Source organism: Sporosarcina sp. BP05 (assembly GCF_014282005.1).
Classification (GTDB): Bacteria; Bacillota; Bacilli; order Bacillales_A; family Planococcaceae; genus Sporosarcina.
In genome coordinates, this window is record NZ_JACFTD010000002.1 from 466848 (window position 1) to 481105 (window position 14258).

At 40.8% G+C, this 14258-nt stretch carries 13 protein-coding genes and 1 other annotated feature; of the genes, 11 read left to right on the forward strand and 2 right to left on the reverse strand.

Features of this window, described 5'->3' with window-relative positions; all coding sequences use genetic code 11:
* Positions 1–148: 148 nt before the first annotated feature.
* The 3 genes from H2672_RS04045 to H2672_RS20070 all read left to right on the forward strand — a co-directional run bounded on the left by H2672_RS04045 (position 149) and on the right by H2672_RS20070 (position 3190).
* On the forward strand, positions 149–1081 hold the full coding sequence (locus H2672_RS04045; RefSeq protein ID WP_186669274.1) for a beta-ketoacyl-ACP synthase III: 933 nt from the start codon (positions 149–151) through the stop codon (positions 1079–1081).
* A gap of 81 nt (positions 1082–1162) precedes the next feature.
* Positions 1163–2398 (forward strand): beta-ketoacyl-ACP synthase II, encoded by a 1236-nt coding sequence (gene fabF, locus H2672_RS04050; protein WP_186669283.1) that lies wholly within the window; start codon positions 1163–1165, stop codon positions 2396–2398.
* Between the two features lie 627 nt (positions 2399–3025).
* Positions 3026–3190 carry a hypothetical protein gene (locus H2672_RS20070; protein ID WP_483315861.1) on the forward strand — a complete coding sequence of 55 codons (165 nt, stop codon included), beginning with the start codon at positions 3026–3028 and terminating at the stop codon, positions 3188–3190.
* Here the strand turns inward: H2672_RS20070 and trpS are convergent.
* Together trpS and H2672_RS04060 are read right to left on the reverse strand one after the other, a co-directional pair.
* Positions 3141–4127 (reverse strand): tryptophan--tRNA ligase, encoded by a 987-nt coding sequence (trpS, locus tag H2672_RS04055; RefSeq protein WP_186669285.1) that lies wholly within the window; start codon positions 4125–4127, stop codon positions 3141–3143. The genes H2672_RS20070 and trpS overlap by 50 nt on opposite strands.
* Positions 4128–4282: 155 nt before the next feature.
* Positions 4283–4537, reverse strand: a binding site (T-box leader).
* A 59-nt stretch (positions 4538–4596) separates the two neighbouring features.
* Positions 4597–4941, reverse strand: coding sequence for a DUF3899 domain-containing protein (locus tag H2672_RS04060; protein ID WP_186669287.1), 345 nt, complete (start codon positions 4939–4941; stop codon positions 4597–4599).
* Positions 4942–5180: 239 nt separating this feature from the next.
* On the opposite strand from H2672_RS04060, the gene H2672_RS04065 reads away from it, so the two are divergent.
* The 8 genes from H2672_RS04065 to H2672_RS04100 all read left to right on the forward strand — a co-directional run bounded on the left by H2672_RS04065 (position 5181) and on the right by H2672_RS04100 (position 14205).
* Positions 5181–6893 (forward strand): peptide ABC transporter substrate-binding protein, encoded by a 1713-nt coding sequence (locus H2672_RS04065; RefSeq protein ID WP_186669295.1) that lies wholly within the window; start codon positions 5181–5183, stop codon positions 6891–6893.
* Positions 6894–7157: 264 nt separating this feature from the next.
* Complete coding sequence (gene opp3b / locus H2672_RS04070; RefSeq protein ID WP_186669297.1) at positions 7158–8087, forward strand: oligopeptide ABC transporter permease; 930 nt, start codon at positions 7158–7160, stop codon at positions 8085–8087.
* Positions 8087–9106 carry an oligopeptide ABC transporter permease gene (gene opp3C / locus H2672_RS04075; RefSeq protein WP_304626068.1) on the forward strand — a complete coding sequence of 340 codons (1020 nt, stop codon included), beginning with the start codon at positions 8087–8089 and terminating at the stop codon, positions 9104–9106. Before opp3b ends, opp3C begins: the two co-directional genes overlap by 1 nt.
* Positions 9107–9120: 14 nt before the next feature.
* Positions 9121–10185, forward strand: a complete 1065-nt coding sequence (locus H2672_RS04080) for an ABC transporter ATP-binding protein (RefSeq protein ID WP_186669300.1) — start codon at positions 9121–9123, stop codon at positions 10183–10185.
* Positions 10185–11108, forward strand: a complete 924-nt coding sequence (locus tag H2672_RS04085; protein ID WP_186669301.1) for an ABC transporter ATP-binding protein — start codon at positions 10185–10187, stop codon at positions 11106–11108. The genes H2672_RS04080 and H2672_RS04085 overlap by 1 nt, the downstream gene beginning before the upstream one ends.
* 543 nt (positions 11109–11651) lie before the next feature.
* Positions 11652–12047, forward strand: a complete 396-nt coding sequence (spxA, locus tag H2672_RS04090) for a transcriptional regulator SpxA (RefSeq protein WP_186669618.1) — start codon at positions 11652–11654, stop codon at positions 12045–12047.
* Between the two features lie 252 nt (positions 12048–12299).
* Positions 12300–12962, forward strand: coding sequence for an adaptor protein MecA (gene mecA, locus H2672_RS04095; RefSeq protein WP_186669303.1), 663 nt, complete (start codon positions 12300–12302; stop codon positions 12960–12962).
* A 130-nt stretch (positions 12963–13092) separates the two neighbouring features.
* Entirely contained in the window at positions 13093–14205 is a 1113-nt protein-coding gene (locus tag H2672_RS04100) for a competence protein CoiA (RefSeq protein ID WP_483315862.1), read from the forward strand.
* Positions 14206–14258: the final 53 nt, after the last annotated feature.

The following is a 14258-nucleotide window of genomic DNA, read 5'->3' on the forward strand; positions in this document are numbered from 1 at the left end:
ATCACAGAGGATACATTGGAGAAACAAATATCCATGCAAACCGAACTTTATTTGGCGAAAAAGTGTCAGTAGGTTGAAAAGTGAGCCCGTTTCTTTTATGATTAAGAGCAGGTACTAATAATAGATGATAAAGAACGGGGGATGCGGAATGATTGCTGGATTTATCGGTATGGGTAAATACGTACCATCACACGTTTTGACGAACGCGGATCTTGAAAAGCGTTTAGATACATCGGATGAATGGATTCGTACAATGACAGGCATCGAAGAAAGACGCATCGCGGACGATTCAACGGATACGTCCCATATGGCATACAACGCTGCTGTAGAAGCGATCAACAATGCAGGAATCAAACCAGAAGAAATCGGACTCATTCTTGTAGCTACTGTAACACCTGATCGACCTTTTCCGTCAGTGTCAACAATGCTTCAACAACAGCTTGGCGCAACCAATGCAGCGGCAATGGACGTTTCCGCGGCCTGTGCAGGATTCATGTACGGCGTTGTAACAGCGAAACAGTTTATCGAATCGGGCACATATGATTATGTACTCGTTGTCGGCGTTGAAAAATTATCTAAAATTACCAATTGGGAAGACCGCAATACCGCTATTCTTTTCGGAGATGGGGCGGGTGCAGCTATCATAGGAAAAGTAAGTGAAGGACGGGGAATCCTGTCATTCGAACTCGGTGCAGACGGTAACGGTGGAAAACACCTTTATCAGGATGAAAAACTCGTAATGAATGGCCGCGAAGTATTCAAATTTGCAGTCCGTCAAATGGGCGAATCCGCAGAAAGTGTTATCGAAAAAGCGGGTCTAACGAAGGAAGACGTCGATTTCCTAATTCCGCATCAAGCAAATATACGAATTATGAACTCATCCCGTGAGCGACTTGGTTTACCGGTTGAAAAAATGTCCAAGACAATCCATAAATACGGCAATACATCTGCCGCGTCCATTCCAATTTCACTTGTCGATGATTTAGCTGAAGGCAGAGTGAAAGATGATGATGTTATTGTCATGGTTGGATTCGGCGGGGGTCTCACTTGGGGCGCATTATGCATTAAGTGGGGAAAATAAGTAATACATGTTTTTTTTAGTGGTGTATGAAAAGTGGCAAATAGAATCAGTCTTTATAGAATAGAAGGGAAGTTTTCACATATGGGAATAAAACGTGTAGTTGTAACAGGTATTGGTGCAATTTCTCCAGTAGGGAATTCGGCGGAGGAGTCATGGAAAGCGGTCTTGGAAGGAAAATCTGGAATTGGACCACTAACAAGACTTGATAGTGAAAAGTTCCCTGTAAAAGTAGCTGCTGAAGTCAAAGATTTTGATATAGAACAGTATATCTCGCGGAAAGACGCGCGTAAAATGGATCGGTTCACGCATTACGCACTTGCTGCATCGATTATGGCAATGAAAGATGCAAATCTTGAACTTGAAGGAGATTTAGCTCTTCGTACGGGCGTCTGGATTGGATCAGGCATCGGTGGTATGGAAACACATGAGCAACAGTTTCTGACGTTCCAAGAGAAAGGCTATCGTCGCGTTAGTCCATTTTTCGTACCAATGATGATTCCGGATATGGCAGCGGGCCAAGTATCTATTTATCACGGAGCAAAAGGCATTAACTCTTGTACAGTAACAGCTTGTGCATCAGGCACAAACTCAATAGGGGATGCATTTGAAGTTATTCGCCGCGGTGATGCTGACGTTATGATTACAGGCGGAGCAGAAGCGCCAATTACAACGATGGCAGTGGCCGGTTTCTGTGCGAATACAGCATTGTCGTTGAACCCGGATCCTGCAACTGCATCACGTCCATTTGATAAAGAACGTGACGGTTTTGTAATTGGAGAAGGAGCAGGTATTTTAATCCTTGAAGAGTACGAGCATGCAATTGCACGAGGTGCGAAAATTTACGCTGAACTAACTGGTTATGGTGCAACAGGTGATGCGCATCATATTACGGCTCCAGCTCCTGGGGGAGAAGGCGGCGCACGCGCGATGCAAGAAGCGATTGAGCAAAGTGGCATTACTCCAGATAAAATCGATTATATTAATGCCCACGGAACAAGCACGCCATATAACGATCAATTCGAAACAATGGCAGCAAAAGCGGTTTTCGGCGAGCATGCCTATAAACTTACGATGAGCTCAACGAAATCAATGACAGGTCATTTACTCGGAGCAGCAGGTGGACTGGAAGCAATCTTCACGGTGAAGGCATTGCAAGAAGGAATTCTGCCACCGACAATGAACTTTGTGAATCCAGATCCTGAATGTGATCTCGACTACGTAACTGAAGGTGCGCGCAAAGCGGACATTACGTACGCAATGAGCAACTCACTTGGTTTCGGTGGACATAACGCATCACTCGTATTTAAAAAAATATAAGCTTAAGTTAGTAGGACGTCTCAGTTTACTGGGGCGTTTTTTTTGTTTATGCGGTTTTGGATTGCGATGCCAGTTTGATGATTTGCCCTCACAGTTTTGGAGTTTGCGCTGCCAGTTTGAAGTTGTCCTTACAGTTTTACGGATTGCGATGCCAGTTTGATAATTTGCCCTCACAGTTCTGGAGTTTGCGATGCCAGTTTGAAGTTGTCCTTACAGTTTACCGGATTGCGATCACAGTTTGATAATTTGCCCTCACAGTTTTGGAGTTTGCGCTGCCAGTTTGAAGTTGTCCTTACAGTTTTTCGGATTGCGCTGCCAGTTTGATAATTTGCCCTCACAGTTTTGGAGTTTGCGATGCCAGTTTGAAGTTGTCCTTACAGTTTTCCGGATTGCGCTGCCAGTTTGATGATTTGCCCTCACAGTTTTGGAGTTTGCGATGCCAGTTTTGTGTTGCGCCAACTCATCCCTACATATTCACATTAGCTTCTTATCAAATTAAAAAGCCCCCTTCGTCTAAAAGGGGGCCATGCCGTCATATAATCAAAGAAAATCAAAAGGACGATGCCAATGACACGTATATTCTTATTTCTTATCAGTTACGGACTAATTGTTGTTACTGTTTCACATATGATTTTTTATTTTAATTACAGATCACTTGGTTACGAATGGAGTCAAATCATTTATTTTATTATACATACGGCTGATTTTACGCTATTCGTCGTATCTACAATCATGCTCATTCTTACCGTCTACGCCCGAGTCCCATCGCGGCTTCCATCTTCCCGAGAGTGACAGATGCAATCGCATTTGCTTTGACTGCGCCTTCATCTAGAATTTTATCTAGGACAGGCGAATCCAACAGTTCGTAATATTTTTCTTGAATAGGTGATAGATGATTGATGACAGCTTCAGCTACGCCGGCTTTAAATGCGCCATAACCAAGTCCATCATACTTGGCGACTAGATCATCAATGGCAACCCCACTAAGTGCTGATTCAATAGTCAATAAATTCGATACGCCAGGTTTATTTTCGACGTCGAATTTCACGATTCCTTCAGAATCTGTTACCGCGCTTTTAATCTTTTTCTCGATATCTTTAGGTGTATCAAGAAGTGAAATCGTCCCTTTTTTATTAGGGTCAGATTTACTCATTTTCTTTAACGGATCCTGAAGTGATTTAATACGGGCACCGTTCTTCGGAATTCGGACTTCTGGAATCGTCAATATATCGCCGAATCTTTTATTGAAACGCTCTGCTAGATCACGCGTCAATTCAAGGTGCTGCTTTTGATCATCGCCAACTGGAACGATATCAGTGTTATATAGAAGGATGTCGGCGGCCATAAGTGGTGGATATGTTAAAAGTGCAGAAGAAACGCCTTCTTTCCCATCTGATTTATCTTTGAACTGCGTCATTCGCTCGAGTTCACCGATATACGAAATACATTGCATCATCCAGCCAGCTTGCGCATGTGCAGGTACTTCTGATTGGATAAATAACACCGCTTTCTCTGGGTCGATCCCACTTGCAATATAGATTGCAGCAAGAGAACGGATTGTTTTTGCCAGCTCCACTGGATCCTGTTGAACGGTGATGGCATGCTGGTCAACGATACAAAACAGGCACTCAAAGTCGTTTTGTAACTCTGTAAATTGACGGAAGGCACCGATATAGTTGCCAAGAGTCACTGTTCCTGTTGGCTGAACGCCTGAAAAAATGGTTTTCATCTTAAAAATCTCCTCCTGTTTGATGGATAAAATAAAGCAAATTGATTCAAGGTGTTGTAAAAGCTTAATGGAAGGCGGCTTTCGCCACGTCCTGTGGCAAAAGCCGCACGCCTACGTCCTGTAGGCGTAATAAAAAACATCAGTCGTCCCCGTAAAAAAGGGACGACTGATGTTTTATCAACCGTGGTACCACCCGAATTGCCCGAAGGCCACTCTGATTCCCATAACGCGGGGGACGTGACAAGCTTCTTTTGCGTTAATTCAAAAAATCCATATACTTCGAATTAATTCAAAAGGTTCGCATATCAAGCTCGGGATCCCATTCTTTCGGTTCAGCCTACCTGTTTACACCACCCACAGGCTCTCTAAAAGACTGATACTGAAATACTTTTTTCCGTCATTGCCATTCGCTCTAAATGTTTCTAATAATTATAAATCTTATACTTGGAAAATGCAATAGGCTTGCTCCTCAAAAATAAAAAATTAGAAGTCCAATTCCCATGATAACAAGGATGAGAGCACCGCTTCCGAGCATTGGACTTACGTTTCCAGAAAATATCTCTGAAGGCTTACGCATCGCCATAACATCTTCCATCCGGCGTTTAGATGTAACTACTTTTCTCATGCTAACGGTAAATACATCGAAAAACCCAGTTGAAAAGACGAAAGAGACCAGACCAAGAAATGTTAGTACGCCTCCAACGATGAATGACGCGTTTATATAAGAGAGTAAAGTCAGCTCTTTAAAATAGAGGACAATAAGCAGAGTAATCACAATGTGCGCAATCAGAAAACTCCTAACTAACTTCTTCATATTTCCACCCCGTTCCAAAGTAATAGTAAAGTATTGGCAAGGAAAAATCAATATAACAAAGGTATAGCTAAAAAAAGTCTTGATTAAAATAATTGTTGTAAGCGTTGCCAACACGGGGTTTGTCTATGAAAAGATGTTCTATTACTATATGAAATTTCAAAAAGGTATGTACAACTGTGAGAATCATTGTATAATATAAATGTACCTAGTTTTCAGACAATTTAGAGGGGGTCATCGATTTGAAGAACCACAAATTTATGTGGCTTATTAGTATCATGCTTGTACTTAGCGTGTTCCTAGCAGCGTGCGGCGACAAAAAAGAAGACGCGGGCACTACTGAACCGGTAAAAGACAAAGAAGAAGACAAAGGAACTACAGAAGAACCAGCTAAAGAAGTACCACAAGTTTTGAATTTGATTGAAGCAGCAGAGATTCCTTCTATTGACTCATCATCTTCAGAAGATGCTGTAGGTTTCAACGTACTGAACAACATCATGGAAGGACTTTACCGTCTTGACCAAGAGAGTCTTCCAGTACCTGCAATGGCAGAAGGAGATCCAGAAATCAGTGAAGATGGATTGACTTATACATTCAAAATCCGTGATGCGGAGTGGTCTAATGGAACACCTGTAACTGCGCATGACTTTGTATATGCTTGGCAGCGTGCGATAAACCCTGATACGGCTTCACCTTATGGACCGTATTTGATGGCAGGAATGGTTAAAAACGCAACTGAAATCGGCGAAGGAAAAGCAGAAATTGCTGATCTAGGCATTAAAGCTGAAGATGATAAAACGCTTATCATTGAGCTTGAACGTCCAGTTGCTTACTTCCTATCACTTATGTCTTTCGGTACGTTCTTACCACTTAACGAAGAATTTGTAACTGCTCAGGGAGATAAATATGCAACTAACTCTGAAGCAATGATTTACAACGGTCCATTCTCATTAGCTGATTGGGATGGTACTGGTAACTGGAAATATGTTAAAAATGACAAGTATTGGGATGCTGATACTGTAAAACTTGATGAAATCATTGTTGACGTAGTTAAAGAAACTTCAACAGCTGTAAAATTATATGAACAAGGCAAGAAAGACCGTGTAACACTTTCTGCCGAGTATGCAATGCAATATGCTGATGACCCGACTATCATCAATGAGCTTGAAACAGCTGTATTCTATTTCAAAATGAACCAAGTACGTGATGGTAAACCAACTCCACTTGCAAATGCTGACATTCGTAAAGCAATCGCAAAAGGGTACAACAAAGAAGAACTTGCAGATGCAGTCCTTGCTAATGGATCTATTGCTGCTAACTTCCTAGTACCAACAGAATTCACATTTGATGAAGACGGTAAAGATTTCCGTGACTACAGCAAGGAATTCTCAGTTTATAATGTTGAAGAAGCACAAGAGTCTTGGGCAAAAGGCCTAAAAGCACTTGGAACTGACAAAGTAACACTTGAAATTCTTGGTGGAGATACTGAAAATGCTAAGAAACAACAAGAATGGTTCAAATCAGAACTTGAAAGAAACCTACCAGGTTTAACAATCAGCCTGAAAGAAGTTCCTTTCGCAGTCCGTCTTGAACTTGATGATACTAGTGATTACGACATCCAATCTGCAGGATGGGGCCCTGACTTCCAGGATCCAATCTCGTTCATGGAATTGTTCGTAACTACAAGCCCACAAAACAAAATGAATTATTCTAACCCAGCGTATGACAAACTTATTGAATCTACAAAAACAACATACGCAAATGATCCAATCAAGCGCTTTGAAGTGTTTGCAGAAGCTGAGAAAATGCTACTTGAAGATGACGTAGCTATCGCGCCAAACTATCAACGCGGAAGAATGGTTCTTATGAATCCGGCAGTTAAAGGCCTTGCAACACACCCATTTGGCGGAGATTATAGCTACAAGTGGACGTATATGGAAGCCGTCGAGAAATAAGAATTATATTTTTGAAAGCTTAAAATTTTATAGATTAGAGAGTATATGGGCGTTATTGACCATGTACTCTCTTTTTCAATGAAGAGGAAAAAACTAAAAATTCATTGTAGTAGCGCTTAGCTAAATTAAAAGTCTTTTATGAAATGTATTCTGCATTACTAGGTTGTAAATCCCCGTAATGGCTAAACTAACAATCAGTGAGTGATAAGGAATCGCCCAACTGATCACCATTCGCTTTATCTATGAATTTCAGGAGGTGCTAAAATGGCAAAGTATATAACAAAGCGTGTTATTTATATGTTCCTATCGTTATTTCTAATTGCATCATTTACATTTGTTCTTATGAAACTGCTTCCAGGGTCCCCGCTAGCTTCCGCAGCAAAATTATCCATTGAGGAAAGGGAAGTCGTTTATGAGAAATATGGCTTGAACGATCCAATTCCCGTACAGTACGCTCGTTATATGGGGAACCTTGCAAAGGGTGACTTTGGTGTATCGTTCCAATATAAAAATGCAGACGTTACAACCCTTATTGTGAAGAAATTGAAATACTCGGCAATTTTAGGTGCCCAGGCACTCATATTCGGTACCCTAATTGGAATTATTCTTGGAATGATTGCAGCATTGAAGCAAAATACAGTATGGGATTATGGGAGTACCATAATCGCAATTCTTGGTATCTCGATACCGTCCTTTGTTTTTGCAGTATTGTTGCAATATGTCTTTTCAGTTTGGCTTGGGTGGTTACCTGTCGGATTATGGGAAGGGTGGAAGTCCAGTATACTGCCATCAATTGCACTAGCAATGGGACCTATTGCAATAGCGGCAAGGTTCATCAGAACGGAAATGATAGAAGTGTTAAGTTCGGACTATATTTTGTTGGCAAAAGCGAAAGGCGCGAACTGGTTTGAAATCGCTTTCAAACACGCATTCCGTAATGCGCTAATTCCGCTAATCACTGTACTTGGACCAGTTGCAGCAGGGCTATTGACAGGATCACTAGTCGTTGAACAGATTTTCGCAATCCCAGGTATTGGTGAACAGTTCGTTAAATCAATTAGCTCGAACGACTTCGCTGTCATCATGGGCACAACAATGTTCTTCTCAGTATTCCTTATTGTGATTATTTTAATTGTGGATATTCTTTATGGGGTCATTGATCCACGTATCCGTTTGTCTGGAGGTTCCAAGTAATGACTACTAACATGAAAAAACTACCAAAAGATTCATTTGAGCGAATTACAATCGATAGTTCACATGCTGAAAGGATTTCGAAACCGAGTTTAAGTTTTTGGCAAGATGCATGGCTACGTATCCGTAAAAACAAAGCGGCTATCGTTAGTATGTTCATCTTGGTATTTATCGTATTTATGGCATTTGTTGGCCCTTTCATGGTTGAACATGATCCTGAAGATGTAAAGGTTGCCCATGCAAGCTTACCCCCAAAAATTCCTGGACTTGAAAAGTTAGGTATTTTTGATGGCGTAGGTAAACTGGGATCTAAAACTGTAAATCTTTATGAATTAAAGAAAGTAGAAGTTAACTACTGGTTCGGTACGGATAGCCTTGGACGTGACTTGTTCTCCCGTCTTTGGAAAGGAACACAGATTTCTCTTATCATCGCATTTGTAGCTGCTGTCATTGATGTCGTAATCGGTGTTATATACGGGGGGATTTCCGGTTATTATGGAGGTCGAACTGATGACGTTATGCAACGGATTGTCGAAGTACTGATTGGAGTTCCGACGCTGGTCATCGTCATTCTAATGATTATGATCATGAAGCCAGGTATCTGGTCCATTATCATAGCCATTTCGATAACCGGATGGATCGGCATGTCCCGTATTGTACGTGGACAAGTTCTGAAATATAAAACTCAAGAATTCGTCTTGGCAGCTAAAACCCTTGGTGCCAGCGATACACGAATTATTAGTAAACACTTACTGCCAAATATTATGGCGATTATTGTCATTAATATGATGTTTACAATTCCGACTGCAATTTTCTTCGAGGCATTCTTAAGCTTTATCGGACTAGGGCTTCAAGCGCCGAAAGCGTCTCTTGGAACACTTATTAATGATGGTTATAAATTCATTGAGTATCAGCCGCATATTTTATTCTTCCCAGCGGCAATCATAAGTTTACTGATGATTGCGTTCAACTTAATTGGGGATGGACTACGTGATGCACTTGATCCGAAAATGAAAGATTAAAGGAGGAAAGCGAAATGGAGAAAATTGTTGAAGTGAAAAACCTGGAGCTTTCCTTCCATACATTTGCAGGAGAAGTGAAAGCGATTCAGGGCGTTAATTTTGAAGTTTATAAGGGGGAGACACTAGCTATCGTCGGTGAGTCGGGTTCAGGTAAATCTGTAACGACGAAATCGATTATGCGACTCCTTCCGAAATCCAGTACTGAGTACAAAAACGGCGAGATTTTATTCGGAGGAAAAGACCTACTGAAAATTTCCGAAAAAGAAATGCAAAAAGTAAGAGGAAAAGACATTTCGATGATTTTCCAAGATCCGATGACATCACTAAATCCGACAATGACAATTGGTAATCAGATTATGGAGCCGTTACTAAAGCATCAGAAACTAAGTAAAACGGATGCTCGTAAAAAGTCTATTGAGTTGTTAACACTAGTCGGAATGCCAAAGCCAGAAATGCGTATGAAGCAATACCCGCACCAATTTTCTGGTGGACAGCGCCAACGTATCGTCATTGCTGTTGCCTTGGCATGTAATCCGAAGCTTCTTATTGCAGATGAGCCGACGACAGCTTTGGACGTTACGATTCAAGCGCAAATCTTAGAATTGATGAAAGACTTGCAAAAGAAAATCGATACGTCTATCATTTTCATCACACATGATCTCGGAGTCGTAGCAAACGTAGCAGACCGTGTAGCCGTCATGTATGGTGGTCGAATCGTCGAAGTGGGAACAGTTGATGAAGTCTTTTACAACCCGCAGCATCCGTATACATGGGGACTTCTAAGTTCAATGCCTTCACTGGATGCAACTGAAGAGAAATTATATGCGATTCCAGGCACGCCACCCGATTTATTGGATCCTCCGAAAGGAGATGCATTTGCACTGCGTAGTGAATATGCGATGAAGATTGATATGGAGCAAGTTCCGCCTCTCTTTAAAGTGAGTGAGACACATTATGCGGCGACGTGGTTGCTCCATCCCGATGCACCTCAAGTGGATCCACCAGTAGCGGTCATCGAGCGTATGAAGAGATTCCCTGGCAGCCGATATTATGAAGGCAATGCAGGAGGTGTTCGATAATGGCTGAAAAATTACTTGAAATTAAAAACTTGAAACAGTATTTCAATGTCGGAACAAAGAATGAAGTACGTGCTGTTGACGATGTCACATTCGACATCTATAAAGGGGAGACGCTTGGTATTGTCGGTGAATCTGGTTGCGGTAAATCAACAACCGGTCGTACAATCATCCGTCTTTACGACGCAACAGGCGGCGAAGTCATCTATGATGGCGTCGACGTCCATGCAAAAAAATCAAAAAAAGAACTGAAAGCTTTCAACCGAAAAATGCAGATGATCTTCCAAGATCCATATGCATCCTTAAATCCGCGTATGAAAGTGCTTGATATCATTGCTGAGGGCCTCGATATTCATGGTCTTGTGAAGAACTCGAAGGAACGTACTGCACGTGTCCACGAGCTTCTTGAGACGGTAGGATTGAATCGTGAGCATGCCAATCGTTATCCGCATGAGTTTTCTGGCGGTCAGCGTCAGCGTCTTGGAATTGCACGTGCGCTTGCTGTTGAACCAGAATTCATTATCGCAGATGAGCCGATTTCAGCTTTGGACGTATCTATTCAAGCGCAAGTCGTCAACTTGTTGAAAGAGCTTCAAGAAGAAAGAGGACTAACATATCTATTCATCGCGCATGACTTGTCGATGGTGAAATATATCTCAGATCGAATTGGAGTTATGCATTTCGGGAAACTTGTCGAAATCGGACCAGCCGAAACAATCTATACGGCGCCTTTACATCCTTATACACAATCGCTACTATCTGCGATTCCGTTGCCAGATCCAGCTTATGAACGTAGCCGTGTACGCAAAAGTTACGATCCAACAACACATAAGTATCTTAAGGATGAAGAAGTAATCATGCGTGAAGTGACACCAGGACATCTTGTCCTTTGCTCACAGCGCGAATTTGATGCTTTTGCAAAATAACTTTAAATAGAAGCAACTGGGCTGGTTTTCGACAAGAGAACCGGTCCTTTTGCATGTTTCAATGAAGTAAATGGTAAGAATGCGATGAAATTCGTGGATTCATGTAATAGGAGTTCCCCAAATGTTAATCACAAACCAAAATAGTTAAAGAATTCAGAGACGAATTTATGTTTCTGAATTTTTTTTATTAATATGAAACCTTTGCCTACATTTAAACGTACTATATAATGTAGACATTAATTTATTGTCAATTAGCGACTTCCTAAATGAGAAAGTTTTTTATTTGACAAAGCAGATGTTTAATTAATTCTTGAACCGGGTATAACAGTATAGTGAACATGCACATACTTGTTAAAGTCGCTTATGTTGCGGAACTGTGACAATTGTGGATGGGATAACTAATATTTCTTGAAAAGTGTATTAATCAGTAATGAAAATGTGTATAATAGGGATTAGAAGCAGACAGTTTAAACTAATTCTAATCTAAACGTAAAAATATAAATCAAAACATTCGAGCCGACTGAAAGGGAGTGTCAGCATATGATGGTAACATTATTTACTTCACCTAGCTGTACATCATGCAGAAAAGCGAAAGCATGGTTAGAGGAACACGAGATTCCGTATACTGAACGTAACATTTTTTCGGAACCATTGAATATTGATGAAATAAAAGAAATTCTTCGTATGACTGAAGATGGAACAGATGAAATTATTTCAACTCGTTCTAAGATATTCCAAAAATTAAACGTTGATGTGGAAAGTCTTCCATTACAGCGCCTATATGAGTTAATACAAGAACATCCGGGTCTGTTAAGAAGACCGATTATTCTTGATGAGAAAAGACTTCAAGTGGGATACAATGAAGATGAAATTCGTCGATTCCTACCTAGAAAAGTAAGAGCCTATCAGCTGCTTGAAGCGCGGCGCATGGTAAACTAATCCGGAAAATAGTGTGAAGCTGATAGGGGTTGACATTGCAAAATGCCGTACACCTATCGGCTTTTTGTATTTCTCTTGCTTTCCTGGTGGATGTTCTCTACAATGCTATTACTATCAAAATTATACGTCCTAAGGCGGAAACCTTTCAAAACGTAGAGGACGGTCATATAGTAAGTATAAGCATTGCAGGATTTTTTCACACATTGAAGGGAACCGGACAAATCCTGTTCCATAGGAAGGGAGAGAAAAGGGATGGAAATAGAGCGTATTAATGAAAATACAGTTAAGTTTTTTCTTTCATATATTGATATTGAAGAGCGTGGCTTTACCCGTGAGGAAGTTTGGTATAATCGCGACAAGAGCGAGGAACTCTTCTGGGAGATGATGGACGAAGTCAGTGATGAGTCTGAGTTTGAAGTCGAGGGACCATTGTGGATTCAAGTACATGCGATGAGCGGTGGCATTGAAGTAACAGTCACACGTGCACAAATGTCTGACGATGGCGAGCCACTGGAATCACCGTTTACTAGTGATGATCCAAAAAAGTTGTTCCAGCATGGCAAAATGTATGATCATGATGATGATGATACTATGCCAGGTATAGGGGATGCACCATTTGAATGGCTTGACAATATGTTTATCTTTGCCGAATTTGATGATCTTATTCCGTTAGCAGGTAAGATGAAAGAGTATGAAGTGAAGACATCTTTATATTCGTTTGAAAATAACTATTATTTACATTTGTTATATGACGACGAAGAAATGGATGATTCTCGTAAGACAGATTTGTTCAGTGTACTTTCGGAATTCGGCGCGCCGTCGAACATGACGATTCATCGACTTGAGGAGTATGGCAAATCGATTATCGATGCAGATGTATTCTCGACAATTCATCAATACTTCGGGGCTAAATAACAGACAGAGGAAACAGCTATCTTAACTGGTAGCTGTTTTTTTACTTGCTTTACTGACTGAATATTTGTATTATTAAACAAGGAAGGAGTAGAATAGTATTCTTACAGCCAAAACAGAGCAAGGAAAACTTATTGTACTTACACCAGAGTTAGAAAGAGAACGTTTGCGCAAATGGCGGAAATTAAGATTGTTCTTTTGCCCTCAATGTAACTCTCCGGTTCAGTTGAAAGTTGGAGATATTACGATCCCACATTTTGCACATTTGAAGGATTCTGCCTGTCTGACTTTATTCTCAGAAGGTGAATCAAGGAGCCATCTTTATGGAAAGCAACAATTGTATGCTTTTTTTCAAAAACATACTGAGCTTGTCGAACTTGAACCATTTTTGAAATTGGTATCTCAGCGTCCTGATATCCTTGTAACGACACAATCTGAGTCGATACCCATCGAATTTCAGTGCAGTTCGATACCTGTTGCTGACATCGAGTCTAGATCCGCCGGTTATCACAGTATAGGAATGAAACCCATCTGGATTTTGCAAACCCCAGCAAAATTTAGTACATTACCTGTAGGTGTAGGTACATTCCATTTTTCAAGATTCCACGAAAGCTTCTTGACGTATACATCCCCTGAAGGCTATTTATTACTCACATATAACCCCCAAACAGAACGATTCCATTATTACACCAGTCTTATCCATATTGCTGGGAAGCGTTATATCGGCATCCATCGAACATTGCCATTAGCGATGCAAGTATTTCCTTTTGCTCGGCCTAAAACCCCATCAGAGTTAGAAATCCATCACTATGTAGCCCTTTACTTATCCATGCGCAATCAATTTGTTCAATCCCGTGTTTTATTGAATAAAAGGGGGGTTAAAGATCCTTTTTTAAGAATGTGTTATGAACTGCGCGTGATACCAACGAATCTTCCAAAATGGATTGGATTGCCTGTCCTTTTCGGCGAGTCATTCCGCGAGCATGACTGTGAATGGCAATTAGCATTCCTTTATTATTTGAGAAGAAATGGGATTAGTTTTAGAACTGTATCCAGCAGTCAGGTTAGAAAATATGTCTTTTGGTTAGAAGAACCATCGGAAGCAAAGGTGAGAGCATGCATAGCATACCGTGATTTCCTTGTTTCTGAGAATGTGGGTTCCTGTCAAAATGGAACAGTTATTGACGAAGAAAAAATAATTCAACTAATTACAGAAAGATTACTTGCAAAGCGTTATGAAAATTGAGAAAATAGGATTGATTCGCTTCCCGAAGTAATGGGAGAAGGGGGATAATTGAT

Bases quoted from the DNA above. Each gene is read 5' to 3' on its own strand.
- fabF (WP_186669283.1), top strand. From the start codon at position 1,163: ATGGGAATAAAACGTGTAGTTGTAACAGGTATTGGTGCAATTTCTCCA.
- H2672_RS04045 (WP_186669274.1), top strand. From the start codon at position 149: ATGATTGCTGGATTTATCGGTATGGGTAAATACGTACCATCACACGTT.
- trpS (WP_186669285.1), bottom strand. From the start codon at position 4,127: ATGAAAACCATTTTTTCAGGCGTTCAGCCAACAGGAACAGTGACTCTT.
- mecA (WP_186669303.1), top strand. From the start codon at position 12,300: ATGGAAATAGAGCGTATTAATGAAAATACAGTTAAGTTTTTTCTTTCA.
- opp3C (WP_304626068.1), top strand. From the start codon at position 8,087: ATGACTACTAACATGAAAAAACTACCAAAAGATTCATTTGAGCGAATT.
- H2672_RS20070 (WP_483315861.1), top strand. From the start codon at position 3,026: ATGATTTTTTATTTTAATTACAGATCACTTGGTTACGAATGGAGTCAA.
- spxA (WP_186669618.1), top strand. From the start codon at position 11,652: ATGGTAACATTATTTACTTCACCTAGCTGTACATCATGCAGAAAAGCG.
- H2672_RS04085 (WP_186669301.1), top strand. From the start codon at position 10,185: ATGGCTGAAAAATTACTTGAAATTAAAAACTTGAAACAGTATTTCAAT.
- opp3b (WP_186669297.1), top strand. From the start codon at position 7,158: ATGGCAAAGTATATAACAAAGCGTGTTATTTATATGTTCCTATCGTTA.
- H2672_RS04060 (WP_186669287.1), bottom strand. From the start codon at position 4,941: ATGAAGAAGTTAGTTAGGAGTTTTCTGATTGCGCACATTGTGATTACT.
- H2672_RS04080 (WP_186669300.1), top strand. From the start codon at position 9,121: ATGGAGAAAATTGTTGAAGTGAAAAACCTGGAGCTTTCCTTCCATACA.